This window comes from Pseudomonadota bacterium (assembly GCA_037200975.1).
GTDB lineage: Bacteria > Pseudomonadota > Gammaproteobacteria > Steroidobacterales > Steroidobacteraceae > CADEED01.
On the sequence record JBBCGI010000001.1, the window covers coordinates 3,266,048 to 3,291,769 of the forward strand.

Sequence of the window (25,722 nt, forward strand, 5' to 3'; positions counted from 1 at the left end):
GCCATTCTCCAAAAGAGACTGGCCCGGTGTTTTCTCGTCCGCCGGGATTCAAATCCCGCAGTGTCGAATCAAGAACTTGGAGTAAGCATGGCCACAACGAGCCAGTTGATCGCGAACCCGCGTCGCGTCAACAAAGAGAAGACGAAAGTCCCCGCGCTCGGCGCCTCACCGCAGAAGCGCGGCGTCTGCACGCGCGTGTACGCGACGACACCGAAGAAGCCGAACTCGGCCATGCGCAAAGTGGCGCGTGTTCGCCTCGTCAACGGTTACGAAGTCTCTTCGTACATCGGCGGCGAAGGCCACAACCTCCAGGAGCACTCGGTGGTGCTCATCCGCGGCGGTCGCGTCAAAGACCTCCCGGGCGTTCGTTATCACACCGTGCGTGGCACGCTCGATTGCGCCGGAGTGGGCAATCGCAAGCAGGGCCGCAGCAAGTACGGCGCCAAGCGCGCGAAGAAGTAAGAGGACTAACTAATGTCACGTCGCACAGCAGCGCCCGTCCGTCACATCCTGCCGGACCCGAAATTCAACAACGACATGTTGGCCAAGTTCATGAACGTGGTCATGCAGAGCGGCAAGAAGTCCGCCGCCGAACGCATCATTTACGGTGCGATCGACCGCATCGTCGAGAAGACCGGCAAGCCGGGTCCGGATGCCGTGGCCATGCTGACCACCGCGCTCGACAACGTGAAGCCGGTCGTCGAAGTGAAGTCGCGCCGCGTCGGTGGCGCCACCTACCAGGTGCCCGTCGAAGTCCGTTCGCAGCGCCGTCAGACGCTCGCCATGCGCTGGCTCATCGAAGCCGCGCGTGACCGCAGCGAGAAATCGATGGCGTTCCGCCTGGCGCACGAGCTCATGGATGCCGCCGAGAACCGCGGCGCCGCCGTGCGCAAGCGCGAAGACACGCATCGCATGGCGGAAGCCAACAAGGCGTTCGCCCACTACCGCTGGTAGGCAGACGACCGCCTTCAGTTAGTTCATGCCTCGAATCACGCCCATAGAGCACTATCGGAACATCGGCATCTCGGCGCACATCGACGCCGGGAAGACGACCACGACCGAGCGCATTCTTTTTTACACGGGCGTATCGCACAAGATCGGCGAGGTTCACGACGGCGCGGCCGTCATGGACTACATGGAGCAGGAACAGGAACGCGGCATCACGATCACGTCGGCCGCGACCACCTGCTTCTGGAAGGGGATGGATAAATCCTTCCCCGAACACCGCATCAACATCATCGACACGCCCGGGCACGTCGACTTCACGATCGAAGTCGAGCGCAGCCTGCGTGTGCTCGACAGCGCGGTTGCGCTGTTCGATTCGGTCGCGGGCGTGCAGCCGCAGTCGGAGACGGTGTGGCGGCAGATGAACCGCTACAACGTGCCGCGCATCGCGTTCGTCAACAAGATGGACCGCGCCGGCGCGGATTTCCTGCGCGTGTGCGACATGATCCGCGCGCGTCTGCGCGCGAACCCGGTGCCCATCCAGCTGCCCATCGGCGCCGAGGATTCCTTCGAGGGGGTCATCGACCTCATCAAGATGAAAGCTATCTACTGGGACATGGAAACCCAGGGGATGAAGTTCGAGTACCGCGAGATCCCGGCCGAGCTGCGGGCGGAAGCGGAGAAATACCGCCAGCTCATGATCGAAGCCGCCGCCGAGGGCGACGACGTGCTCACCGACAAGTATCTGAACGGCGGCACGCTCTCCGACGACGAGATCAAGAAGGGCCTGAAGGAACGCGCGCTCAAGAACGACATCGTGTTGTGCATGTGCGGCACCGCCTTCAAGAACAAGGGTGTGCAGGCGCTGCTCGACGCCGTCATCGAATTCATGCCGTCGCCGATCGAGATGCCGCCGACCAAGGGCCTCTCGGAGCGCGGCGAAGCCATCACGCGCACCGCGCGCGACGAGGAGCCGTTCTCGGCGCTGGCATTCAAGATCCTCAACGATCCGTTCGTCGGCAACCTCACGTTCTTCCGTGTGTATTCCGGCACGTTGAATTCGGGCGACACGGTGTTCGTGCCGACCAAGTCGAAGAAAGAGCGCATCGGTCGCCTGCTTCAGATGCACGCCAACGAGCGCAGCGAGATCAAGGAAGTGCGCGCGGGCGACATCGCCGCGGCCGTGGGACTCAAGGATGTCTACACGGGCGACACGCTGTCCGATCTCGAAAAAGTCATCACGCTCGAGAAGATGAACATCCCGATCCCCGTCATCTCGGTGGCCGTGGAGCCGAAGACCCAGGCCGACCAGGAGAAGATGGGCATCGCGCTGCAGCGCCTGGCGAAGGAAGATCCTTCGTTCCGCGTGTCGACGGATGAAGAATCCGCGCAGACCATCATCAGCGGCATGGGCGAACTGCACCTCGAAATCATCGTCGACCGCATGCGGCGCGAGTTCAAGGTCGAGGCCAACGTCGGCAAGCCGCAGGTCGCGTATCGCGAAACGATTCGCGCCCAGATCGAGAGCGAAGGCAAACACGTCAAGCAATCGGGTGGCCGCGGCCAGTTCGGTCACGTGTGGCTCAAGATCGAGCCCAACGCCCAGGGCAAGGGCAACGAATTCATCAATGGAATCCAGGGCGGCTCGGTGCCGCGCGAATTCATTCCCGCCGTCGAGAAGGGCATCAAGGAAGCTCTCGAGACGGGCGTGATGGCGGGTTATCCCGTCGTCGATACCAAGGTCACGTTGTTCGACGGTTCGTACCACGACGTCGATTCGGACGAGATTTCCTTCCGCATGGCCGCGATCTTCGGATTCAAGGATGGCTTCCGCAAAGCGAAGCCGGTGATCCTCGAACCCATCATGAAGGTCGAGGTCGTGACTCCCGAGGATTACATGGGCGACGTGATCGGCGATCTGAATCGCCGCCGCGGCCAGATCCAAGGCATGGAAGACACGCCGGCCGGCAAGACGGTCACGGCGGAAGTACCGCTTTCGGAAATGTTCGGTTACGCGACCACCGTGCGCTCGATGAGCCAGGGCCGCGCCACGTTCACCATGGAATTTGCCAAGTACATGGAAGTGCCGCCGAACATCGCCGATGGAATCATCAACCGTTAATTTCAACTGCTAGTCAGAAAAAACTCTTCAGGAGCTCGTCGTCATGTCGAAGGAAAAGTTCGAACGCAACAAACCCCACGTCAACGTAGGCACGATTGGCCACGTGGACCATGGCAAGACGACGCTGACGGCGGCGTTGACGAAGGTGATGGCCGAGACGAACGGTGGTTCGTACATGGCGTATGACCAGATCGACAAGGCGCCGGAAGAGAAGGCGCGCGGGATCACGATCTCGACGGCGCACGTGGAGTACCAGTCCAAGGAGCGCCATTACGCGCACGTGGACTGCCCGGGGCATGCCGACTACGTGAAGAACATGATCACGGGAGCCGCCCAGATGGACGGCGCGATCCTCGTGGTGTCGGCCGCCGACGGCCCGATGCCCCAGACGCGCGAGCACATCCTGCTGGCCCGCCAGGTCGGTGTGCCGTACATCGTGGTGTTCATGAACAAGGCGGACATGGTCGACGACAAGGAGCTTCTGGAGCTGGTGGAGCTCGAAGTGCGCGAGTTGCTGTCGGTCTATAAATTCCCCGGCGACAAGACCCCGATCATCATCGGCAGCGCCCTGAAGGCGCTCGAGGGTGATGCCTCGGACATCGGCGTGAAGGCCGTGATCAAGCTGGTGGAGGAGATGGACAAGTACATCCCGATCCCCAAGCGCGAAGTGGAAAAGCCGTTCCTGATGCCGGTCGAGGACGTGTTCTCGATCTCCGGCCGCGGCACCGTGGTCACGGGCCGCATCGAGCGCGGCATCGTCAAGGTGAACGACGAAATCGAGATCATCGGCATTGCTCCGACGCAGAAGACGATCTGCACGGGTGTGGAGATGTTCCGCAAGCTGCTCGACCAGGGCGAGGCCGGCGACAACGTGGGCGTGCTGCTGCGTGGCACCAAGCGCGAAGAAGTGCAGCGCGGGCAGGTGCTGGCGAAGCCCGGTTCGATCACCCCGCACACGCACTTCGAGTGCGAGGTGTACGTGCTGACGAAGGAAGAAGGCGGCCGTCACACGCCGTTCTTCAAGGGATATCGTCCGCAGTTCTACTTCCGCACCACGGACGTGACCGGAATGATCGAGCTGCCGGGCAACACCGAGATGGTGATGCCGGGCGACAACATCAAAATGACGGTGGAGCTGATCAACCCGATCGCGATGGAGGAAGGCCTGCGCTTCGCCATCCGTGAAGGTGGCCGTACCGTCGGCGCCGGCGTCGTCGCGAAGATTTTGAAGTAAGAAATTAAACATCTACCCGGCTCTTCGCGAGCCGGGTGCTCTTTAGAAGGAATACGAACATGGCCAATCAGAACATCCGCATCCGTCTCAAAGCGTTCGATCATCGCCTGATCGACACCTCGGCCCGCGAAATCGTCGAGACCGCCAAGCGCACCGGCGCCACGGTCAAAGGCCCGATCCCGCTGCCGACGAAGATGGAAAAGTTCACGCTGCTGGTCTCGCCGCACGGCGACAAGGACGCGCGCGACCAGTTCGAGCTGCGCACGCACAAGCGCATCATGGACATCATGAACCCGACGGATAAGACCGTGGACGCGCTCATGAAGCTCGAGCTGCCGGCCGGCGTCGACGTCCAGCTCAAGCTGAACTAACAACAACGTCAATTCGCTGCGGAGCATTCGATGAAGCTGCAGCAACTTCGATATCTGGCGGCCGTCGTGCAGAACGGCCTCAACGTCACGACTGCCGCCCAGGCGCTGCACACTTCCCAGCCGGGCGTCAGCAAGCAGATCCGTCTGCTTGAAGAGGAGCTCGGCCTCACGCTGTTCGTGCGTGACGGCCGCGCCCTCAAACGCCTCACGCCCGCCGGCGAAGAAGTGGCGGCGCGCGCGCTGCGCATGTTGCGCGAGGCGCAGGCGCTCAAGTCGCTGGCCAAGGATCTGAAGCAATCCGATCGCGGTTCGCTGTCGATCGGCACCACGCACACGCAGGCCCGTTACGTGTTGCCGCGCGTGATCCGCGATTTCCGCCAGAAGTATCCCGACGTGCAGTTGCACCTGCACCAGGGCACCTCCGACCAGATCGCCGAGATGGCGTCGCTAGATCGCATCGACTTCGCGATCAACACCGGCAGCCAGGACAAATTCCCCGACTTCGTGCTGCTGCCTTGCTACTCGTGGCACCGGCAGATCATCGTGCCGAAGGATCATCCGCTGGCGCAGATTGCGAAGCCCACGCTGCAGCAGCTGGCCGAATATCCGCTGGTCACGTACGTGTTCAGCTTCACGGGGCCGTCGTCGCTGCATCAGCAGTTCGCGCGCGCGGGGCTCGAGCCCAACGTGTCGCTGACCGCGCGCGATGCGGACGTCATCAAGACGTACGTACGGCTGGGGCTGGGTGTGGGCGTGGTGGCCAGCATGGCGATCGAGCCCGAAGACGAAAAAGACCTGGCGGTGGTGGAAGCGGGGCATCTGTTTCCCAGCCACATCACCTGGATCGGTTTCCGCGCCGGCGCCTTGCTGCGCGGCTTTACATACGACTTCATCCAGTTGCTGGCGCCGCATCTGACGCGCGAGCGTATCGAGAGAATTCTCGGCGCAACGCCTGCACAGCGCGAACGGCTCATCGCCGCGATCGAGTTGCCACGCTACGACTGACATCCCGGGCGTCATCAAGCGCGCCCCGATTGCTGCAGATTTGTGACGCATCGAAACCGGGCGGCTCGTTGGTCCGCGTCGTGGCGATCCAAAAATCTTGTGTGACACGGCGATCCCGTGCGACCCGTTTCACACTCGTCACTGCCGCGCGACCTTACGATCGCCGCAAATGTCCATCAACCGCATACCGCCGGGAGAGCTGCTCGGGCTCATCGAAGGGCGGCTCTTCGTCACCCACTTCCAGCCGATACTCGACGCAGCGGGCGAAAGTGTCGTCGGACACGAAGCGCTGGTGCGTGCCCCGCCCGGCAGCCCGTTCGGGTCGCCGCTCGAAATTTTCGAACATGCGGCTGCCAAGGGCCGCACGGTCGAGCTCGACCTGTTGCTGATCGAACTGGCGATCCAGCGTTTCCGCGCGAGTCGCGCGCCTGGAAAGTTGTTCGTGAACATCATGCCGGCCACGCTGTTCGCGGGGCGCCGGCTGGTCGATGCGCTCAAAGCGGTGCTCGGCGCCGTCAACATGGCGGCGAGCGACATCGTGCTCGAGATCACCGAACACGGCACGACCACCGAACCCGCCGCGGTGTTGGCGGCCATCGATCCACTGCGCGCGCTGGGCTGCCGGATCGCGATCGACGATCTCGGCGCCGGCACGTCCGGGCTCAAGATCTGGTCCGAGTTGCGCCCCGAATTCGTCAAGGTCGATCACTACTTCGTCGACCGCATCGATACCGATACCGTGGCCGCGGAGATGATGCGCTCGCTGCTCGACATGGCGCACGTGATGGGCAGCCGCGTGATCGCCGAGGCGGTGGAACGCCCGCGCCAGTGCGAGCTGCTGCGGAACATGGGCGTCGACTATCTACAGGGATACCTGCTGGGCCGGCCGCAACCCGAGCCGCTGCGGGAGTTCATACCCGTAATGGCGGCCGTTGCACGCAAGGCCGCTGCCGCCCCGAACTGCGCGGAGGAGCTGGCCATCACGCGCGTCGCCGTCGGTCCCAACACGCGGGTCGAAGAGGTGCTCGGCTACTTTCAGGAAAACCGCGATTGGGATTGCATCGTGGTCGTCGAAAACGAGCGCCCGCTCGGCATCGTGCGCCGGGACAAGCTGCTCACGTTGTTGAGCAAGCCGCTGTATCCCGAGATCTACAACCGCAAGCCGGTGTCGCGCGTCATGGAGGCGGACCCCGTGGTGGTCGACGCGCGCGCGCGCCTCGACCAGGTGAGCCGGCTCGTGACGGATTCCGCGCAATCACGCGTCAACGAAGATTTCATCATCGCGCGGCACGGCAATTATCTAGGCGTCGGACGCACGATCGACCTGCTGCGGCAAATCACGGCTCACCAGCTCGAAGCAGCCAAACAATGCAACCCGCTGACGCAGTTGCCCGGCAATCGCGAGATCGGTGAAGAGCTGTTCCGTCTGCTGGCGCTGCGGACGCCATTCGTTGTCTGTCACGGGGACCTCGACTACTTCAAGGCCTTCAACGACGAATACGGGTATCGCGCGGGCGACCAGGTCCTGTTGCACGTGGCGGACCTGTTCCGGGACGTGGTCTGCTCCGGCACGGATTTCGTGGGGCATGTCGGCGGCGACGATTTCATCCTCATGCTGCGCAACGTCGACTGGCACGCGCGGCTCAAAGGTCTGTTCGAAAGCTTCGACGCGTCGATCGTCAATTTCTATTCAGACGCGCATCGCGCCAGCGGCGGTTTCACCTGTCCCGATCGTGACGGCAAGGAACGGCATTTTCCGCTCGCGAGCCTTTCGATCGGCGCGGTGCTCGTCGATCCGGAACGCCTGAAAACCCAGGACGAGGTTCTGGCGAGTCTGCAGCGATGCAAAAGCGTGGCCAAGGCGCAGCGCGGCAACGCGCTCGCCTACGATCGGGACGGCCAGGTACAGATGCTCGCGATTGGTTCCGAATCTTCGCGGGCGCCTGGTGCCACGCGGCCGACGCGGCGAGCGAACCTGCGGTTGGCGACGGAGCCCGTAACGCCGACCGCGCGGCTACGCGCGTTGTCGGGCAACGAGAGCGCGTGACCGGCCCGGTCGGCGACGCCGCTTTGTAGCTAGAGACAAACGCGCCGGTCCGGATACGAACCTTTTTCCGGGCCGCGCGGTCGAACGGGCTCAAACCATTTCCCGGGAGGCCGTCATGAAAGCGTTTGTAACGTCCCTGTTGTTCGGCTTGCTGCCGATCGCCGCCTTCGCGGGAGACGCTCCAGTCCCGAAAACCGCACATCCTCTCAAGATCGGCATCATCGGCACGGGCGAGATCGGCGGGGCGCTGGCCCGTCATTGGGGCGCCGCCGGTCATCAACTGCTGATCTCCTCGCGGCATCCCGAACAACTGCAGGCGCTCGCGAAGGAAATCGGTCCCAACGTCAAAGTTGGCACGCCCCGCGAGGCAGCGGCTTTCGGCGAGGTCGTCCTGATTTCCGTGCCCTATGGCGCCACTCCCGAGGTGGGGCGTGACTATGCCGCCGAGCTCAAGGGCAAGGTGGTGCTCGATACCGGCAATCCTTACCCCAGCCGGGATGGCGACATGGCCGTGCGGGATCGCAAGCGCGGCACCGGGGTGGCATCCGCGGAATACTTGCCGGGGACACGCCTGGTCCGGGCGTTCAATGCCATCAACTCAGGTCCCCTCGCCCGTGAGGGCTTTCGCAAGCCGGAACGCCTCGGAATCCCGTTGGCCGCCGATGACCCCGAGGCGATGAAAATCGCTTCGCAGCTGGTCTCCGATGCCGGATTCGACCCCGTACCCGTGGGCAGCCTCGCCCAGGCGCGCGAATTCGACTACGGAACGCCCGTTTACGTACGTGGAATGACAGCTCCCGAACTGCGCAAAGCCCTCGGCCTCAAATAAAGGGGACATGCCTATTTATTGAGAGGCCAGGGGGTGATCGGCTGGGCGGCCAATAAATAGGCATGTCCCCTTTTACCGCCTGTAACCGGGGTGTTATTGCTGCATAACCAAAAATGCTTTCCGGGCGGGGGCTTGGGATCGATAGAGTCCCCCGCACTTCGTCATGCCGGCCATTGGCCGGCTTTTTACGCTTCCCGGAAAGGTTCATGCACGCCCAGGTTCAAGCAGTTACGACCCTCAAACCCGCCACGGCTGCGCGTCGTGGCGTCGGCGCCGCGCCGGTGAGGCTGACGCACCTGGCCCGGCTCGAAGCGGAAAGCATCCACATCATGCGCGAGGTGGCGGCCGAGTTCGCCAAGCCGCTGCTCATGTATTCGATCGGCAAGGATTCCTCGGTGCTGTTGCACCTGGCGCGCAAGGCTTTCTTCCCGGGCCGCATCCCGTTCCCGCTGTTGCACATCGACACGGGCTGGAAATTCAAGGAGATGATCCAGTTCCGCGACGAGACGGCGAAGCGCCTCAACGCCGAACTGATCGTCCACACGAACGAAGCCGGCAAGGCCGCGGGCGTCACACCCTTCACGCACGGCGCGCGTTACACGGACATCATGAAGACCGAGGCGCTCAAACAGGCGCTCGACAAATACGGCTGCGATGCGGCCATCGGCGGTGCGCGTCGCGACGAGGAAAAGTCCCGCGCGAAAGAACGCGTGTTCTCGTTCCGCGATGCGCAGCACCGCTGGGACCCGAAGAACCAGCGCCCCGAGCTGTGGAACCTCTACAACGGTCGCCTGCGCCGCGGCGACAGCATCCGCGTATTCCCGCTGTCGAACTGGACCGAGGTCGACATCTGGACGTACATCCACACCGAGAACATCCCGGTCGTGCCGTTGTACTTCTCGAAGCCGCGGCCGGTGGTAGATAGGGACGGCATGAAGATCATGGTGGACGACGACCGTCTGCCGTTGAACCCCGGCGAAAAGCCGCATCTCGAAAACGTGCGTTTCCGTTCGCTCGGCTGCTACCCGCTGACCGGCGCGCAGGTGTCGAAGGCCGCGAGCGTGCCGGAGATCATCGAGGAGATGCTGCGCACCACCACCTCCGAGCGCCAGAGCCGCGCGATCGACGCCGAATCCGCGGGCGCGATGGAAAATCGCAAGCGCGAAGGGTACTTCTAGATGGCCGCCGTCCCGGTCACGCCGGCCGCGTCCAAGGACCCGGTCGAAGCGCCACGCACGCTCGAGCAGTTCCTCGCGCAGCAACGCGAGATCGACCTGCTGCGTTTCATCACCTGCGGTTCGGTCGACGATGGCAAGAGCACGCTGATCGGACGCCTGCTGCACGACACACGCCAGGTATTCGACGACCAGTTATCGGCCGTCGCCACCGACAGCCGCCGCTGGGGCACCACCGGCGAAGTGCCGGACCTGGCGTTGCTCGTCGACGGCCTGCAGGCCGAGCGCGAGCAGGGCATCACCATCGACGTCGCGTATCGATATTTCCAGACGCCGCGCCGCAAGTTCATCGTCGCCGACTGCCCGGGCCACGAGCAGTACACGCGCAACATGGCCACCGGCGCCTCCACCGCCGACGCGGCCGTGGTGCTGGTGGATGCGGAAAAGGGCGTGCGCATCCAGACACGCCGCCACACACACATCGTCTCGTTGCTGGGTGTGCAGAACGTGATCCTCGCGGTCAACAAGATGGACCGCATCAATTTCGACAAGGCCCGTTTCGAAGCGATCGCCGGCGAGTTCGTCGCCTACGCCCACCGGCTCGGCGTCAACAATGTCGAAGTCATACCCTGCGCGGCCTTGCTCGGAGTGAACGTGGTCAACCGCGGCGCTCAGACTCCCTGGTACACCGGCCGCACGCTGCTCGAAGCCCTCGAAGGCATCGAAGTAGGCCGCGCCGAAGGATTGAAGGAACTGCGATTTCCCATCCAGCTCGTCAGCCGGCCGGACGCGAACTTCCGCGGTTATGCCGGCACCGTCGCCAGCGGCGAAATCTCCGTCGGAGATTCCGTGCTCGCGCTGCCTTCGCGCCGCACGAGCAAGGTGCGCGAGATCACCACGGCCGATGGCCCGCTCGACAAGGCCTATACGCACCAGGCGGTGACGGTGGTGCTCGAGGACGAAATCGACCTGTCGCGCGGCGACGTGCTGGTGCACCCCGACCACCGTCCCACGCTGGCGCGCACCTTCGATGCCAACCTCATCTGGATGGGTGAGGCGCCGCTGCTGCCCGGCAAACGTTATGAATTCAAGATCGGCCATCGTTATGTGAAGGGCCTGGTCGATTCGATCCAGCATCGCATCGACGTCAACGATTTATCCACGCGCGAGGCCGAGGCCCTCGACCTCAACGGCCTGGCGCGCGTGCGCATCGCGCTGGAAGAGCCGGTCGCGGTCGACGACTACAAGCTCTCACGCGCCACCGGTTCGTTCATCATCATCGATCTGCTGCATTTCGGCACCGTGGGCGCCGGCATGGTCATCGCGCCCACACAGACCGCGCGCACCAGCAGCGATGTCGTCTGGCAACCCACGCGCGTCACCGCCGCGATCCGCGCCAACCAGAAGAGCCAGCGTCCGGCCGTGGTGTGGTTCACGGGGCTGTCGGGGTCGGGCAAGTCGACCATTGCGAATGCGCTCGAACAGGCTCTCGTGCAGCGCGGCCATCACAGCTACCTGCTCGACGGCGACAATGTTCGTCACGGTCTCAACAAGGATCTGGATTTCTCCGAAGCGGGCCGCAACGAAAACATCCGCCGCATCGGCGAAGTGTCGGCGTTGTTCGTCGATGCCGGTCTCATCGTCATCACCGCGTTCATCTCGCCATTCCGCTCGGATCGCAATAACATCCGCGAGCGCCTGGGTGACGACAAGTTCGTCGAGGTTTATCTTTCGACGTCGCTGGAAGAATGCGAGCGTCGCGACCCGAAGGGGCTGTACGTGAAGGCGCGCAGCGGGCAGATCCGCGAGTTCACCGGCATCGATTCGCCGTATGAGCCGCCGGTCGCGCCGCAGCTGACGATCGATACATCGAAACTCGAGATTGGCGCCGCGGTCGACCAGATCCTGCGTTATCTGGAAAACAAAGGCTTTCTGCACCAGGCGGATCCGGGTCTATGAGGATTAACAAGTGAGCGGCGCTGTCATTCTGCAGGGTAACTTTCCGATCCCGGAGGATCGCCGCGATCAACTGCAGCAGCTCGCCACCGAGCTGAACCGCGAGCAGCTCATGTGGCTGTCGGGGTACTTCGCCGGCGCCGCTGCGGCCGCGCCGTCCAGCATTCCGGGATTTCAAGGCAACATGCTCGGCGCGCAAGCGCGCGCGCAGCTCGCGCCCGCTGCGGCTGGCGCCACGCCAGCGCCGGTCGCGGCAGCCGTCGCGGCGCCCACACTCACCATCATCTCCGCCTCGCACACCGGCAACGGCCGCAAGATCTGCGAGAAGCTGGCTGCCGCCGTGCAGGCCGCGGGCGTCCAGGCGCGCGTCGTCAAAGCCGGCGATTTCCAGCCGCGCGAGATCGCGAAGGAAAAACTGCTGTACGTCGTGATCAGCACCCACGGCGATGGCGATCCGCCGGATGAGGCGCGCGCGTTGTACGAATACCTGGGGTCCAAGCGCGCGCCGCAGCTGCCCGAGCTGCAGTTCTCGGTGCTGGCGCTGGGTGACAGCAGCTATCCCAAGTTCTGCGAGGCTGGCCGGGTCGTCGATGAACGTCTCGCGAAGCTCGGCGCGAAACGCCTGCTGCCACGCGTCGACTGCGACGTGGATTTCGAAAAGCTCGCGCAGACCTGGGCCGACGACGCACTCGCGCGCATGCGCGAATTCAAGGAAAAATCTGCGCCCGCCGCGCCGGTGGTTGCCAGCACTGCGCCGGTCGCTCCCGCCATGCCGGAGCTCACGCGCGCCAATCCGGCCACGGCCGAAGTGCTCGCCAACCAGCGCATCGTCGGTCGCAGCGCGTTACGCGAAGTGCGGCACGTCGAAGTGGCATTCCCGGGCCTCGGCAATCTCTACAAGGCCGGCGATGCGCTCGGCATCGCGCATCGCAACCCCGACTCCGCCATCGACGCGGTGCTGAAAGCGACCCGGCTCGATGCGGGCGCGACCGTGGCCCACGAGGGCAAGACGCACTCGCTGCTCGAATGGCTGCGCGACGAACGCGAGCTCACGCGCATCGCCCGTCCGCTGCTGGTGAGCGTCGCCGCCCAGGCGAAGGTGGACATCTCCGAACTGCTCGGCAACGCGCCGGCGATGGCGAAGTTGACCGCCTCCTGCCAGGTGTCCGACGTGCTGGCTAGCTACCCGGCGGAATGGACACCCGCGGCGCTGGTTGCGGCGCTGCGTCCCGTGAGCGGGCGCGTGTACTCGATCGCCTCCAGCCCGACGGCGGTGGGCGATGAAGCTCATTTGACGGTCGCCGTGGTCGGCAGCGATACGGATCGCCGTCTGCTCGCAGGCGCCGCGTCCAGTTTCGTGGTGAACACGCCGGCGGACAGCAATGTCCAGGTGTGGATCGAGCGTAACGATCGCTTCCGCGTTCCCGCGGACGGCTCGCGCGACATCATCATGATCGGCCCCGGCACCGGCGTGGCCCCGTTCCGCGGCTTCCTGCAGGAACGCGAAGCCACCGGCGCCTCCGGGCGCAACTGGTTGTTCTTCGGCGGCCGCTCGCTGTATCACGATTTCCTGTACCAGCTCGAGTGGCAGCAGGCGTTGAAGCGCAAGGCATTACATCGCCTCGACGTCGCGTTCTCGCGCGACCAGGCGGAAAAGATCTACGTGCAACATCGCATCCGACAGGCCGGCAAGGAATTGTTCGCCTGGCTGTCGAACGGCGCTTATTTCTACGTATGCGGAGACGCCTCGGCCATGGCGCCCGACGTGAATGCCGCGTTGCTGGACGTGGCGCGCGAGCAGGGCAACCTCGATGCCGATGACGCCCAGGCCTGGGTGTCCGATCTCACCGCTGATGGACGGTATCTACGCGATGTCTACTGAAGTTCTCGATCCTCCCGCGACGTCTTCATCCAATAGTTTGGCCGCCAAGACCGATCCGCCTTCGCCCGTCGAGATCATCAAGAAGGCGTCGCGCGGGTTGCGCGGCACACTGGTCGAAAGCCTGGCCGACCCGCTGACCGGCGCGATTCGCGATGCCGACACGCAGCTGATCAAGTTCCACGGCAGCTACATGCAGGACGACCGCGATCTGCGCGCGGAACGCGAGCATCAGAAGCTGGAACCCGCGTACAGCTTCATGATCCGCACGCGTCTGCCGGGCGGCATCTGCACGCCCGCACAGTGGCTGGGTTTGAGCAAGCTGGCGCGCACGTACGGCACAGGCTCGCTGCGCCTGACGACGCGGCAGGCGTTCCAGCTGCACGGCGTGATCAAGAAAGACCTCAAGCAGACCATGCAGGGCATGAATGCGCTGCTCATCGATTCCATCGCCGCCTGCGGCGACGTGAATCGCAACGTCATGGCGGCCGCCAATCCGGTCGAGAGCTGGGCCCACCAGGAAGTCTACGACTGGTCCGTCAAGCTCTCCGAGCATCTCAAGCCGCGTACGCGTGCCTATCACGAGATCTGGCTGAACGGCGAGAAACTGGTGGGGCCCGCCGAAGAAGAGCCGATCCTCGGCCAGCTCTATCTACCGCGCAAGTTCAAGACCGCCGTGGTGGTGCCGCCGCACAACGACGTCGACATCTTCTCGCAGGATCTGGGGTTCATCGCCATTCTCGACGAAGGAAAGCTCCTCGGCTTCAACCTCACGGTAGGTGGGGGCCTCGGCGCCACGCACGGCGAGCCGCAGACCTTTCCGCGCATCGCGGATGTGATCGGTTTCCTCACGCCGGATCAGGTCCTCAAGGTCGCCGAGACCGTGGTGATGATCCAGCGTGACTTCGGCGACCGCACCGACCGCAAACACGCGCGTTTCAAGTACACCATTGCCGATCGCGGCGTGGACTGGTTCAAGGCCGAATTGTTCAAGCGGCTGGGCTACACGCTCGAGCCGCCGCGCGCCTACCAATTCACGACGCAGGGCGATCGTTTCGGCTGGTTGCGCGGCCACGATGGCCGCTGGCATCTGACGCTGCGCATCGAATCCGGCCGTGTCGTCGATCGCCCGGGTGCTCCGTTCCTCACGGGGCTCGAAAAGATCGCCGCCATTCACCAGGGCGATTTCCGGCTCACGGCGAATCAGAACCTCATCATCGCGAACGTGCCGGCCAGCGAGTGCATGAACATCGACCGAATCGTGGCCGATCACGGCCTGGGCAAGGCGCTGTTCACCTCGCCGGTGCGCCGCGATGCACTGGCCTGCGTGGCGCTGCCCACTTGCGCGCTGGCCATGGCCGAAGCCGAGCGCTATCTACCCAGCTTCATCGATCGCGTCGACGCGCTGCTGGCAAAACATGGCATGCGCAATATTCCGCTCACGGTGCGCATCACCGGGTGCCCGAACGGTTGTGCGCGTCCATACCTCGCGGAAATCGCGTTGATCGGCCGCGCGCCCGGGCGTTATACCTTGCGTCTCGGCGCGGACGCCGTCGGCTCGCGGTTGAACGTCGTGTACCGCGACAACATCGACGAGGCATCCATCGTCAGCGCGCTGGACGAACTCTTCGCGCGATACGCCGCCGAACGTCACACCGATGAACGCTTCGGCGACTTCCTGTGGCGCGCAAACGTACTCAAACCGGAGACGCGTGCGTGAGCGCCGCCATCGAACTACCGGGCGAAACCGTGGGGCCGCGCCTTACGTTGTCCGCGCTGGAGTTCGGTGTGGACACGGCAGCCGCGAATGACGTCAACGAGTGGCTGGCTTCCGTCGATGCGCCGGCGCGCGTGCGCTGGGCGCTCGACAACCTGCCCGGGCCGCACGCCGTCTCGTCGAGCTTCGGCGCGCAGGCGGCGGTGATGTTGCACCTGGTCACGCAGGAAGCGCCGCAGATTCCCGTGATCGTCGTCGACACCGGCTATCTATTCCCAGAGACCTATGAGTTCATCGAGCAGCTTACGCGGCAACTGTCGCTGAACATCAAGACCTTTGGGGGCCGGCAATCGGTGCAGGAGTTCGAGGCCCAGTACGGCAAGCTCTGGGAACAGGGCCGCGAGGGTCTCGACAAATATCTCGAGCTGCGCAAGGTCGAACCGATGCGCCGCGCGCTCGCGACGCTCGGCACCGCGACCTGGTTTGCCGGCCTGCGCCGCAGCCAGGCTGTGAGCCGCGCCGCGCTGAATCCACTCGAAGTGCGCGACGGCCGCTTCAAGCTGCATCCGATCTTCGACTGGTCGGATCGCGACGTGTATCTGTACCTCAAGGCGCACTCGCTGCCGTATCACCCGCTGTGGGACAAGGGATACGTGTCCATCGGCGACTGGCATTCCACCAAGGCGCTGCATGAAGTGGATTCGGCGGAAGAGCTGCGATTTGCCGGTCTCAAGCGAGAGTGCGGCATCCACGGGCTCGAAGGGTAGCCGCGTGCGGCTGCACCGCGGCCGCGCAACCGCCAGCCCCCGCCGCACTGCTACGGCGCGAGAACCCGGCACACGGCTGACCGGCGCGCCACAATCCATGGCACAGCGATTGCTACCTCTGCGGCAACGGATATGACTTTCGATCGACCCATCGTGTTAGGCGCGCGTGCCAGCATTGTCGCGCAGGTGCAGGCGCGCGCGGTCGGCGCGGCGCTCATCGCCAAGCACCCGCATCTCTCGATCGACTACCGCTTTCTCACGAGCCCCGCCGATCGCGAGCTCGATACGCCGCTGCCAGAACTGCTGCGGCGCGGCGGTTTCACCGGCGATCTGGGCGTTGCGTTGCGAGCCGGCTCCATCGATCTCGCCGTTCATCTGTGGAAGGACCTCCCGTTCGCCACGAACCCACACACGCAGATCGCGGCCACACTGCCGCGCGCCGATGCGCGCGACCTGCTGCTGGTGAAGCGCGAATGGCCTAACGGGCGCGCGAACGACCTGCGCGTGTTGTCGTCTTCCGCCCGGCGCAGGACGAACCTGTCCGGCTTCCTGCAATGGGCGCTGCCGACGAAGCCGCCACGTATCACTTTCGTGCTGGCGCGCGGGGACTGCGAGGCGCGCCTCGAGCAATTGATGGCGGGGGACGCGTCTGCGCTGGTCGTTGCCAAGGCGAACATCGATCGCATTCTCGAATCGACGGCGCCGGAATTCGAAGCCGCACGCGTGCGGCTGCGCGCCGTGCTCGACGCCTGCGAGATCATGGTGCTGCCGCTGGCGCTGAATCCGACCGCGCCGGGGCAGGGCGCGCTGGCCATCGAGATCTGCCGCAACCGTGCCGACCTGGCGGAGTTGTTAGCGCCTATCAACGATCCGGCGACCTTCGGTCGCGTCATCGCCGAGCGCGCGCGGCTTGCGCCGACCGGCGACGAGGATCACCCACTCGGTATTTCGATCGTCCCCGTGCACTGCGGCGAAATCGAATTCACGCGCGGCCAGAAAGCCGGTCAATGGATTCAAAGCGCCGAGCTGCGCCGTCATGACACGCCGCTACCGCCAGCGCGTAGCGAGCTCGCGGTGTGGACCGGTGAGCCGGGCAGCGGCGATCGCTACCGGCGCGTCGCGCTGCAGGTGCGTCACGACCAGTTCGCGGACGCGCGCGTGGGTTTGTTTGTCGCTCGCTCCGAGGCGTGGCCGGATGGATACACCGCCCGGCCCGGCCAGATCGTCTGGAGCGCGGGTATCGACACCTGGCGCCGGCTCGCGGCGCGCGGAATCTGGGTTCACGGCAGCGATGAGAGCCTGGGCGAGACCGCCAGCCGGGGCGTCGAGGCGCTGTTTCCGCGCGTCCAGAGCTGGGTGAAGTTCAGCCACGAGAACGGCTACGACTCCCCGTTCAGCGAGCGGATCGCCACCTACCGGCTCGAACGCTGCGCGCCGCTGGCCGATTTGAGCGGGCATACCCACTTCTACTGGCGCAGCGGGGCACAGTTTTACGACTATCTGCAGGCGAACCCTGAAATTCGTGGCGCCTGGCACGGCTGCGGACCTGGCAATACATTCAGTATGATCCGCGCGGCCATAGGAGAAGAGCGCGTCCGCGCCTTTCTCACCGCGGACGGATTTCGCCAGGAAGTTGAGCAATGAAGAGACTGCAGAGATTGCGCGCCACGCAGGCGCTGCGCGACATGGTTTCGGAGATCGGCTTTGGCCAGAGCCAGCTGATCCAGCCGCTGTTCCTGAGCGAGGGCGGCACGGGCGAGGAGCCCATCAGCGGGCTGCCTGGCACTTCGCGACACACGCTCACCTCGCTGCTCGCGCAATTCGAGAAGGATCTCGCGGCCGGCGTGCGCCAGTTCCTGCTGTTCCCCGTGCCCGCGCATAAATCCAACCGCAACTTCGGTTCGGATTTCACCAGCACCGCGCTCCAGCAGATGCGCCAACGCGCGGGCAGCGATGCCGCCATCTGGGTGGACACGTGCCTGTGCAGCTTCACCGAGAGCGGCCACTGCCACGTGCATGACGCGCGCGGCAAGCAGGACTTGCCCGCCACCCTGAATGCGCTCGGGTTGTTAGGCGTGGCCTACGTGAAAGCCGGCGCTGATGGCATCTCGCCCTCGGACATGAACGACGGCCGCGTCGCACATCTGCGCGCGGCGCTCGATGCGGCCGGCCACGACATCGCGCCCATCATGAGCTACAGCACCAAGTTCGCCAGCAACTTCTACGGGCCGTTCCGCGAAGCCGCGGACTCCGCGCCGCAGTACGGCGATCGCAAGGGTTATCAGCTCGACGTGCGCAATCGCAGCGATGCGCTTGCTTCCAGCCGGCGCTGCGCCGAGGAAGGCGCGGACCTCCTGATGGTGAAGCCCGGGCAGCCCTCGGCGGATCTGATCCGGCCCATCAACGAACAGACCGGTCTGCCAGTGGGCGCCTATCAAGTCAGCGGCGAATACACCTCGCTCGTGTTGCTCGCGAAGGAGAAGTTCGTGAACTTCGACTCCGCACTGATCGAGAGCTGGCACAACCTGCGGCGTGCCGGTGCGGCATACATCATCACGTACGGCGCGCGCCTCGCGAAGGGTCTGGGGTTGCCGGCCTGATGCAATATTTTCCGCTGTTCCTCGATTTGAAGGGAAAGCCCGTGCTGCTGGTCGGCGGCGGGGAAGTGGCGGCGCGCAAATTTTCCTTGTTGGTCGATGCCGGGGCGAGCATCACGGTCGTGGCGCCGCGGCTCGGGGACGAGCTGACTTCCGCCCTGGCGCGTGGCGTTTTCACGCACCTGGCACGTGAGTTTGCGGATGCCGATACCGCGGGCGTGTGGCTGGTCGTCGCCGCCACGGATGATCGCGCCGTGAATGCGGCCGTGGCTGCAGCGGCCAATGCCGCGCGGATCCCTTGCAACGTCGTGGACGACCGCGAGCTGTCCAGTTTCATCATGCCGGCGATCATCGATCGCTCGCCGGTGCAGATCGCCGTATCGACCGGCGGCGCGTCGCCGGTGCTGGCGCGGTTGATTCGCGAGCGGCTCGAGACGCTGCTCGATAGTTCGCTCGGGCCATTGGCGGCCTTCGCCGACCGTTGGCGCAGCGCGGTGCGCGCGAGATTTTCGGATATCGGTGCGCGGCGCCGGTTCTTGTCGTGGATGCTCACGGGCCCGGTATCTGCGTCGCTGCGCGCGGGTCGCGAGGCCCAGGCCGACGAACTCACGCGCAAGGCGCTCGATGCGGTTGATGGCATTCCCAATGGGCACGTAGTGCTGGTCGGTGCCGGTCCTGGCAATTCCGGCTTGATGACTCTGCAGGGATTACGTGCGCTGCAGGAAGCGGATGTCATCGTGCACGACCGCCTCGTATCCGCCGAGGTGCTCGACCTGGCACGTCGCGACGCGGCCCGCTTCGACGTCGGAAAATTCGTCGGCGGCGGTGGCGCTACCCAGGAAGAAATCAACAAACTATTGGTCGAGCATGCGCAGCGCGGCGAGTACGTCGTGCGGCTCAAGGGCGGCGATCCGTTCGTTTATGGACGGGGCGGGGAAGAGATCGATTTCCTGCGCCGGCATGGCGTGTCGTTCGAAGTCGTCCCCGGAATCACCGCCGCGCTCGCGGCCGGCGCGTATTCCGGGATTCCGCTGACCGACCGCCGCCATGCGCAGGCCGTGCGTTTCCTGACCGGCAATAGCGATGAGCAGCTCGCGTTGTTCAACTATTCGGATCTCGCGGCGGGACGCGAGACACTGGCGTTCTACATGAGCGTCGGGCGGCTCGCAGGATTGCGAGACAAACTACTCGCTTCGGGTGTCGCGGGCGCCATGCCCGTCGCGTTCATCGAGAACGCGAGCCGCGCCGAGCAACGCGTGGTCGTTACCACGGTCGAGGGTATGCATCGGGACGCCGTCATGCAGCAGATCAAGGCGCCCTCCATGCTGATCATTGGCAACGTCGCGTCGACCGCAGCCGAATTGCAGTGGTTTGGGCGGCGGGTTGCCGCCGGCGAATCTGCCTAGTCGGGTCGATGGCGCATCCCGCGACGTCCGTCCTTCCGTTTCTGATCGCGCTGCCGCTGATTGGCTGGCGCCTGTACCGGCGCGTGCGCAGCGCGATCGGCCGGCAGAAGCTCTCGAAAGTGCGGCCGTGGGTTACCGTGTCCGTGTTTCCGCTGATCATCGCGCTGCTGGCTTTCGGCGCCAGGTCTCAGGCGATGAATTTGCTATGCCTCGTGGGTGGTCTGTGCGTGGGCACGGGTCTCGGTGTCTATGGATTGAGCAAGACGCGCTTCGAGGCGACACCGCAGGGTTTGTTTTACACGCCGAATGCGCATCTTGGCATCGCGTTGTCAGTCTTGTTCACCGGACGCGTGATCTATCGCATTCTCGAGTTGTATTTGCTCGATGGCGCGATGCCTGCGCCCCAGGCCAGCTTCGCGAGCAGTCCGTTGACGCTTGCGGTGTTCGGGCTGCTGGCGGGGTATTACGTCACTTATGCGATCGGCTTGATCCGTTGGCGCCGGGATACTCGTGTCGAGGCGGTGTCAGGCGTCGTTTGAGCGGCTCGTCAGGCTCTGGGCGCCCATTGGCCGGTATGTGAACCGGGATACGAATTGTCATTGTGGGCCGCGCTGCAGCAGAGATATCGTCGTGGCTGCAAACTGCAGCATCCGGGCGGCTGGGGTGGTCATGTTATCCAACGGTAAATGTCCAGAAACTCCGTTACCGACCATTAATAAGAGTTAGGCGACTCTATGCGTCACCTTCTCACTCGCAAGTTCCTGTTGCTTACACTCTCCGTGCTTTCGCCGGCATGTGTAGAGAAGGCTCTGGGAGAGCAGCCTCGCGAAGTGGTAACTATTCGGGTTACCGACGACACCGACTGCCTCGTGGGGGAAGCACGACTGCCATGTGCCGGCGTAGTGGCTCACCTTCGTGACGTCTTAAAAGTGGCAGAGGGCACCTACATTCGAGTCCTGCCGGACAAGACTTCAAGTTACGCTGCTACAGCGAAGCTCATGGAGCAGCTTCAAAAGTCGAAACTAAAGTTGAAAATGGGTTCTGTGAATGTTGCCGCCGATCCCAAGGACTAGAATGTGCAGCGTCGTCTGGAGTCGCCTAACAAATCGCTCGAGCGGACGCGTGAGGGATAAAGTGCCAAGTTCATACATCGGCGCGCGCGCCGCTCAGCTCAACCGTTAGCAGGCTGGTTCGCGAAGTGTCTCAAGCGCAGCGCAACCAAGTGAAAGATTTCTCCGCTCCCGCAGCCGCCAAAGTTGCGGAAACGCCAGTGCATTCCGACGCGAAAATCCAGGCGAGCGAGGGCATCGAGCGGCCGCTGTGGGCTTTGGCTTCCGAAGCGGCATTGGCTTCGGTTAAGTCGCCCTTTGTTCTAAGTAGTTCGAGCGGTACGCTTGCCCGCATGTCAGCTCCTTCCAGAATGTCACTCACAGCGCGACGCCTGCTAACCAATCGCTTGAGCGGACGCGTGCACGATAAAGTGCCCAGCTCATGCAGCGGCGTGCGCGCCGCTCAGCTCAAACGTTAGGCGACATGAGAGCCGTTCGAGGTAAGCCCTATGACCGCTTCGCTTGAAAGTGTGCATCCGGTGCTGATGTCGAAAGACATTGGAATCAGCGTGCAGTTTTATGCTCGCCTTGGGTTCGAACTCCTGTTCCAAGATAACTCGAGCAACCCTAAATATGCGGTCATGAAACGCGACGGCGCCGAGCTGCACTTTCAATGGCAAGCCTCTGAGCAGTGGTCCTACCCAATAGACAGACCCGCCTATCGCTTTAAAGTGACCGACGTTGACGCGCTGTATTTGGATTTGTTGGACCGAGGCGGAATCACTGAAGGAACGAGACACGAGAGTCCGTGGACTAAGCCCGCGGACACTCCGTGGGGAACGAGGGAATTTCATCTGAGAGACCCAGGGCAGAACAGCTTGCAGTTCTATCGCGCACGAAATGCCGGCGCACCGCATATCGCCTAACAAATCGCTGGAGCGGACGCGTGAACGATAAAGTGCCAAGCTCATTCGTCGGTGTGCGCGCCGCTCAGCTCAATCGTTAGGTGGCAGTCATGCGGCACCTTCAATCTGCACTCCTTGCATTGACGACCACGCTCATCTCGAGTGTCGGGTTTGCGAACCCGCCAACCGCGCTTCCGTCATTCGCGGACCTTTTTGGTGTAGAGGAGTCTCAGGCGCCTGCGATCTATGGCCCTGAGTCCACTCGATGCCTTTCGAACGCTCTGGAGGACTTCAACCGCGCGCTTTCGGGCCAAGAACCCATTCATTCCAAGAGTCCGGCGTTTCCGCAGCTGCTAGATGGGGGAACTACATTCTGGACGGGCGAGTGCTACGTGTTGACCGTGTATAAGAGACTAACCTCGTTTCGACTGCCGGATGGGGCAATGGTCAACGGCTTCGTTGTGGGTCCATCCCTGCAGCTTAAGCTCACGCCGAATGCGTCAGAGTCACATCCGATTGAACGTACTAGATTCGTAGTCCTCCAAAAGCGTGCTGCCACCTAACAAATCGTTGGAGCGGACGCGTGAAAGATAAAGTGCCAAGGCCAACCGTCGGCGTGCGCGCCGCTCAACTCAACCGTTAGCAGGCGGGTTCGCGAAGTGAATCGAGCGAGCCGCAACCCAGAGAAAGATCTCTCCGCTTCCGCGGCCGTCGACGTCGCAGCAGCGCCAGTCCACCAAGTCGCGCAAATCCAGGCGGGCGAGGGCGTCAAGCGGCCGCTGTGGGCTTTGGTTCCTGAAATGGCCTCGGCTTCGGTCAGCTCGCCCTTTGCTCGAAGGTAGTTCGAGCGGTACGCTTACCCGCATGTCAGCTCCTTCCGGACCTTCACCCATGGCACGACGCCTGCTAACCAATCGCTGGAGCGAACGCGTGAAAGATAAAGTGCCAAGCTCAAACGTCTGCGCGCGCGTCGCTCAGCTCAACCGTTAGACCGCACAAATCGTTTCTGCTGCTCGGAACTCATCGCGAGAATCTACCCTTCGGTTCCGCGGCGCCCAATCATCGCGGTGGCGCACGGAATCAACCGGCCAGGTCCGCTGGTCGGAAGCAATGTTCGACCGAGCCCCGGAGATCAATCGCAAGTCCCATCTAGATCGCGGGCCGCACGATCAAGGGGTTAAGGTAAGCGTGGTTGCGCCGCTGGTTTGTCGGGGGCATTCTTCGCCTCAGCTTCGGTGGGAGCCCTTCGATCGGGCGCTGCGGAAGCCGGGCATTCGCCTGAGAAGTCAGTGGCTAGTGGCTCAATCGTCTTCGTCGAGGAATGACATGTGCGCTCTAACAACTCGCTGCAGCGGACGCGTTCAAAATCAAGTGCCAAGCTCCGGCCTTGGCGTGCGCGCCGCTGAGCTCAAACGTTAGGCCTCGCTCATGTTCACCTGGCTTAGGTCGCTTTTCAGTTCTTCGTGCGTCGTGGAGTTGAGCCCGCAGCGCGTCCTTGTCCGCGACCTTATTACAGGGCAGCAGCACGAGTTCTCTCCAGTTCTGAGCCTCGACGCCTCGAGTCGCGTCTCCTCTATCGGCCGCCCCGTTTCGTCAGCTGCTGTTCAAACATTCGAACCTTTTGCCAACTCTGCCGCACTGGAGAAAAACGGCCGAATGGCGGAGTTGCTTATGCAGTACGCTTTTTCAAAGGTCGGGTCGAACCAATGGATCAAGCCAGCTCCAAGCGTTGTGCTCTTTGTGCCTCGAGACCGTGCGAACGCGCTGGGTCCAGTCGAGGACTCGGTCTTGCTCAACCTCTCCGAGAGAGCGGGTGCGCGCCGCACAGTGGTTCATCGAGGGGAGCGTCCCACCGACGAAGTGGCTTATGGTCTGCTTAACGAGGCCTAACAACTCGCTGGAGCGGACGCGTGAGGGATAAAGTGCCAAGCTCATACATCGGCGTGCGCGCCGCTCAGCTCAACCGTTAGGCATCACGATCAATGTCGCGCGTTGAACTCAAGACTCTTTGGACCGACGACGACGGAATGCTCCAGATCCTCGTGGGCGCCACAAATGGATGTGCTTCGGCTTCGATGGAAGTTTATTCCTATCCTGACGACGTTGAATCCTTCGCCACTCGCTTGGAAGCGTTCCCTTCTAGCCCAGAGGACCAAGTCTCTTGGGAATCCGGCGGCCCCGATCCAAAGTGCTATGGGCATATGTTGCTGCGTGCTCACGTGCTCGACGGAAGCGGGCATTCTGTTGTCGAGGTGCTAATGGACATTCGTGGCGAGCCGCCAAACCGGGCGACGAGCAATTTCTTCCTATGTTGCAATCCTGCCGACCTAAATGAACTCGGTCGCAGGATCAACGCGTGGTTGCCGAGTTCGTCTGAACAGCTTTCCGTGGAGTGGCGTGATGCCTAACAAATCGCTGGAGCGGACGCGATAGTTCCTTCGGTTTAGTGGACACCCTGATCTAACGATCAGGAGTGTCGAGATGCCGAAGCCCGGGCCGAGAACGACCTACAAGTACAGCGATCACTTCAAGGCGACAGCCGTTCGCCTGAGCCAGCTTCCTGGCGTTGAAGTGGGCGATGTTGCGCAGTCGCTTTACATCCATCTGTTCATGTTGTCTCGTTGGCGCAAACAGGCGCGCGAGGGACTGATCGTGACCAAGGGTGTTGCAGTGGATAAAGAGGTGCTGGCTGAGCTGAAGGAGCTGCGCCAGTTGAAGAAGGAGCACGAGCGACTCAAGCTCGAGCATGAGATTCTAAAAAAAGCCATCGAGTTCACCTCCGCTCGAAAAGCCAGATCTTCGCCTTCATCGCGCACTGTGAAGCGACGTTCCCGGTGAGAGTGATGTGTCGATTGCACAAGGTGAGTCCGGCCGGGTACTACGCTTGGAGAGCGCGAGCTCGCAGTACAAGATCGATCGAGGATGATCGACTGGTAGCGAGGATCGTCCAGGTCCATCGCGCCAGCCGCCAGACCTACGGCAGCCCGCGCGTTCACGCCTCGCTCGTTCGGACCGGAGAGCAAGTCGGGCGCCGTCGCGTGGAACGCCTGATGCGCGAACGTGGCCTGCAAGGCTGTTCGACTACTCTTTACCGGCGGCTGCCTGGACTGGCGCGGTTCTACGGCAACTTGCCGAGCTCGGCCCATGCCATCCCTATCTGTCGCACCGATCAAGTGTGGGTGGGTGATGTGACGTATCTGAAGGTCGGATCACGGTGGCGCTATCTAGCCACGATCATGGATCGGCACTCGCGCAGACTGCTGGGCTGGTCGTTGGGTCATCGCAGGACGCCTTCGCTCACCAGACGTGCGCTCGCCGCGGCGCTGAAGACACGCCGACCTGCGAGTGGCGCGATGTTCCATAGTGATCGCGGTGTGGAGTTCCTTGCCGACAGCTTCCGGCGTACCCTTGCCAAAGTCGGAATCAGTCAGTCCGTGAACCGCCCGATGAGGATGACCGACAACGCTCATATGGAATCGTGGCACAAAAGCATGAAGTCGGATCTGTATCACCGGCAGACGTTCCAGAGCGACCAGCAGCTGCGGTGCGCAATCCGAAGCTACGTCGAGTTCTACAACACCGAGCGACTTCATTCGTCGCTCGGCTATCGTTCACCGATCGAGTTCGAACAACAGAAGTCCTAACCCACGGGTGTCCACTTTTGCGAAGGAAGTCCCCGCGTGAGGGATAAAGTGCCAAGTTCATACGTCGGCGTGCG

Annotated in this window: 21 protein-coding genes; all 21 read left to right on the forward strand. The window is 63.2% G+C overall.

What is annotated here, in order from left to right; translation table 11 throughout:
- Positions 1-87: 87 nt before the first annotated feature.
- The 21 genes from rpsL (at position 88) to WDO72_14750 (ending at position 25,648) form a co-directional block, all read left to right on the forward strand.
- On the forward strand, positions 88-462 hold the full coding sequence (rpsL, locus tag WDO72_14650) for a 30S ribosomal protein S12 (protein ID MEJ0086914.1): 375 nt from the start codon (positions 88-90) through the stop codon (positions 460-462).
- Positions 463-474: 12 nt separating this feature from the next.
- The gene (gene rpsG, locus WDO72_14655; protein ID MEJ0086915.1) at positions 475-954 is read left to right on the forward strand and encodes a 30S ribosomal protein S7; all 480 of its coding nucleotides are present in this window, start codon (positions 475-477) and stop codon (positions 952-954) included.
- Between the two features lie 25 nt (positions 955-979).
- Positions 980-3,067, forward strand: coding sequence for an elongation factor G (fusA, locus tag WDO72_14660; GenBank protein ID MEJ0086916.1), 2,088 nt, complete (start codon positions 980-982; stop codon positions 3,065-3,067).
- A gap of 43 nt (positions 3,068-3,110) precedes the next feature.
- Positions 3,111-4,301 (forward strand): elongation factor Tu, encoded by a 1,191-nt coding sequence (gene tuf, locus WDO72_14665; protein ID MEJ0086917.1) that lies wholly within the window; start codon positions 3,111-3,113, stop codon positions 4,299-4,301.
- A 59-nt stretch (positions 4,302-4,360) separates the two neighbouring features.
- Positions 4,361-4,672, forward strand: coding sequence for a 30S ribosomal protein S10 (rpsJ, locus tag WDO72_14670; GenBank protein MEJ0086918.1), 312 nt, complete (start codon positions 4,361-4,363; stop codon positions 4,670-4,672).
- A 30-nt stretch (positions 4,673-4,702) separates the two neighbouring features.
- A complete protein-coding gene (gene cysB / locus WDO72_14675; protein ID MEJ0086919.1) occupies positions 4,703-5,677 on the forward strand; it encodes an HTH-type transcriptional regulator CysB in 975 nt (324 codons plus the stop codon).
- A gap of 169 nt (positions 5,678-5,846) precedes the next feature.
- Positions 5,847-7,724, forward strand: a complete 1,878-nt coding sequence (locus tag WDO72_14680; GenBank protein MEJ0086920.1) for a bifunctional diguanylate cyclase/phosphodiesterase — start codon at positions 5,847-5,849, stop codon at positions 7,722-7,724.
- A gap of 115 nt (positions 7,725-7,839) precedes the next feature.
- Positions 7,840-8,553, forward strand: coding sequence for an NADPH-dependent F420 reductase (locus WDO72_14685; GenBank protein MEJ0086921.1), 714 nt, complete (start codon positions 7,840-7,842; stop codon positions 8,551-8,553).
- 206 nt (positions 8,554-8,759) lie between these two features.
- The gene (gene cysD / locus WDO72_14690; GenBank protein ID MEJ0086922.1) at positions 8,760-9,731 is read left to right on the forward strand and encodes a sulfate adenylyltransferase subunit CysD; all 972 of its coding nucleotides are present in this window, start codon (positions 8,760-8,762) and stop codon (positions 9,729-9,731) included.
- Positions 9,732-11,687, forward strand: coding sequence for a sulfate adenylyltransferase subunit CysN (cysN, locus tag WDO72_14695; GenBank protein ID MEJ0086923.1), 1,956 nt, complete (start codon positions 9,732-9,734; stop codon positions 11,685-11,687).
- A gap of 10 nt (positions 11,688-11,697) precedes the next feature.
- The gene (locus tag WDO72_14700) at positions 11,698-13,566 is read left to right on the forward strand and encodes an assimilatory sulfite reductase (NADPH) flavoprotein subunit (protein MEJ0086924.1); all 1,869 of its coding nucleotides are present in this window, start codon (positions 11,698-11,700) and stop codon (positions 13,564-13,566) included.
- A 37-nt stretch (positions 13,567-13,603) separates the two neighbouring features.
- A complete protein-coding gene (cysI, locus tag WDO72_14705; GenBank protein MEJ0086925.1) occupies positions 13,604-15,283 on the forward strand; it encodes an assimilatory sulfite reductase (NADPH) hemoprotein subunit in 1,680 nt (559 codons plus the stop codon).
- A gap of 56 nt (positions 15,284-15,339) precedes the next feature.
- On the forward strand, positions 15,340-16,047 hold the full coding sequence (locus WDO72_14710) for a phosphoadenylyl-sulfate reductase (protein ID MEJ0086926.1): 708 nt from the start codon (positions 15,340-15,342) through the stop codon (positions 16,045-16,047).
- 132 nt (positions 16,048-16,179) lie between these two features.
- Complete coding sequence (locus WDO72_14715; GenBank protein MEJ0086927.1) at positions 16,180-17,691, forward strand: hypothetical protein; 1,512 nt, start codon at positions 16,180-16,182, stop codon at positions 17,689-17,691.
- On the forward strand, positions 17,688-18,647 hold the full coding sequence (gene hemB, locus WDO72_14720; GenBank protein ID MEJ0086928.1) for a porphobilinogen synthase: 960 nt from the start codon (positions 17,688-17,690) through the stop codon (positions 18,645-18,647). The genes WDO72_14715 and hemB overlap by 4 nt, the downstream gene beginning before the upstream one ends.
- Complete coding sequence (cysG, locus tag WDO72_14725; protein MEJ0086929.1) at positions 18,647-20,050, forward strand: siroheme synthase CysG; 1,404 nt, start codon at positions 18,647-18,649, stop codon at positions 20,048-20,050. Before hemB ends, cysG begins: the two co-directional genes overlap by 1 nt.
- Before the next feature lie 8 nt (positions 20,051-20,058).
- Positions 20,059-20,589, forward strand: coding sequence for a hypothetical protein (locus WDO72_14730; protein MEJ0086930.1), 531 nt, complete (start codon positions 20,059-20,061; stop codon positions 20,587-20,589).
- A gap of 1,019 nt (positions 20,590-21,608) precedes the next feature.
- Complete coding sequence (locus tag WDO72_14735; protein MEJ0086931.1) at positions 21,609-22,025, forward strand: VOC family protein; 417 nt, start codon at positions 21,609-21,611, stop codon at positions 22,023-22,025.
- A gap of 1,961 nt (positions 22,026-23,986) precedes the next feature.
- Positions 23,987-24,412, forward strand: coding sequence for a hypothetical protein (locus WDO72_14740; GenBank protein ID MEJ0086932.1), 426 nt, complete (start codon positions 23,987-23,989; stop codon positions 24,410-24,412).
- A 73-nt stretch (positions 24,413-24,485) separates the two neighbouring features.
- Positions 24,486-24,842 (forward strand): transposase, encoded by a 357-nt coding sequence (locus WDO72_14745; protein ID MEJ0086933.1) that lies wholly within the window; start codon positions 24,486-24,488, stop codon positions 24,840-24,842.
- Positions 24,812-25,648, forward strand: a complete 837-nt coding sequence (locus WDO72_14750; GenBank protein ID MEJ0086934.1) for an IS3 family transposase — start codon at positions 24,812-24,814, stop codon at positions 25,646-25,648. The genes WDO72_14745 and WDO72_14750 overlap by 31 nt, the downstream gene beginning before the upstream one ends.
- The last annotated feature ends 74 nt before the right edge of the window (positions 25,649-25,722 follow it).

Coding starts and splice junctions, on each gene's coding strand:
- rpsL (MEJ0086914.1), top strand. CDS start 88: ATGGCCACAACGAGCCAGTTGATCGCGAACCCGCGTCGCGTCAACAAA.
- rpsG (MEJ0086915.1), top strand. CDS start 475: ATGTCACGTCGCACAGCAGCGCCCGTCCGTCACATCCTGCCGGACCCG.
- fusA (MEJ0086916.1), top strand. CDS start 980: ATGCCTCGAATCACGCCCATAGAGCACTATCGGAACATCGGCATCTCG.
- tuf (MEJ0086917.1), top strand. CDS start 3,111: ATGTCGAAGGAAAAGTTCGAACGCAACAAACCCCACGTCAACGTAGGC.
- rpsJ (MEJ0086918.1), top strand. CDS start 4,361: ATGGCCAATCAGAACATCCGCATCCGTCTCAAAGCGTTCGATCATCGC.
- cysB (MEJ0086919.1), top strand. CDS start 4,703: ATGAAGCTGCAGCAACTTCGATATCTGGCGGCCGTCGTGCAGAACGGC.
- WDO72_14680 (MEJ0086920.1), top strand. CDS start 5,847: ATGTCCATCAACCGCATACCGCCGGGAGAGCTGCTCGGGCTCATCGAA.
- WDO72_14685 (MEJ0086921.1), top strand. CDS start 7,840: ATGAAAGCGTTTGTAACGTCCCTGTTGTTCGGCTTGCTGCCGATCGCC.
- cysD (MEJ0086922.1), top strand. CDS start 8,760: ATGCACGCCCAGGTTCAAGCAGTTACGACCCTCAAACCCGCCACGGCT.
- cysN (MEJ0086923.1), top strand. CDS start 9,732: ATGGCCGCCGTCCCGGTCACGCCGGCCGCGTCCAAGGACCCGGTCGAA.
- WDO72_14715 (MEJ0086927.1), top strand. CDS start 16,180: ATGACTTTCGATCGACCCATCGTGTTAGGCGCGCGTGCCAGCATTGTC.
- hemB (MEJ0086928.1), top strand. CDS start 17,688: ATGAAGAGACTGCAGAGATTGCGCGCCACGCAGGCGCTGCGCGACATG.
- cysG (MEJ0086929.1), top strand. CDS start 18,647: ATGCAATATTTTCCGCTGTTCCTCGATTTGAAGGGAAAGCCCGTGCTG.
- WDO72_14730 (MEJ0086930.1), top strand. CDS start 20,059: ATGGCGCATCCCGCGACGTCCGTCCTTCCGTTTCTGATCGCGCTGCCG.
- WDO72_14735 (MEJ0086931.1), top strand. CDS start 21,609: ATGACCGCTTCGCTTGAAAGTGTGCATCCGGTGCTGATGTCGAAAGAC.
- WDO72_14740 (MEJ0086932.1), top strand. CDS start 23,987: ATGTCGCGCGTTGAACTCAAGACTCTTTGGACCGACGACGACGGAATG.
- WDO72_14745 (MEJ0086933.1), top strand. CDS start 24,486: ATGCCGAAGCCCGGGCCGAGAACGACCTACAAGTACAGCGATCACTTC.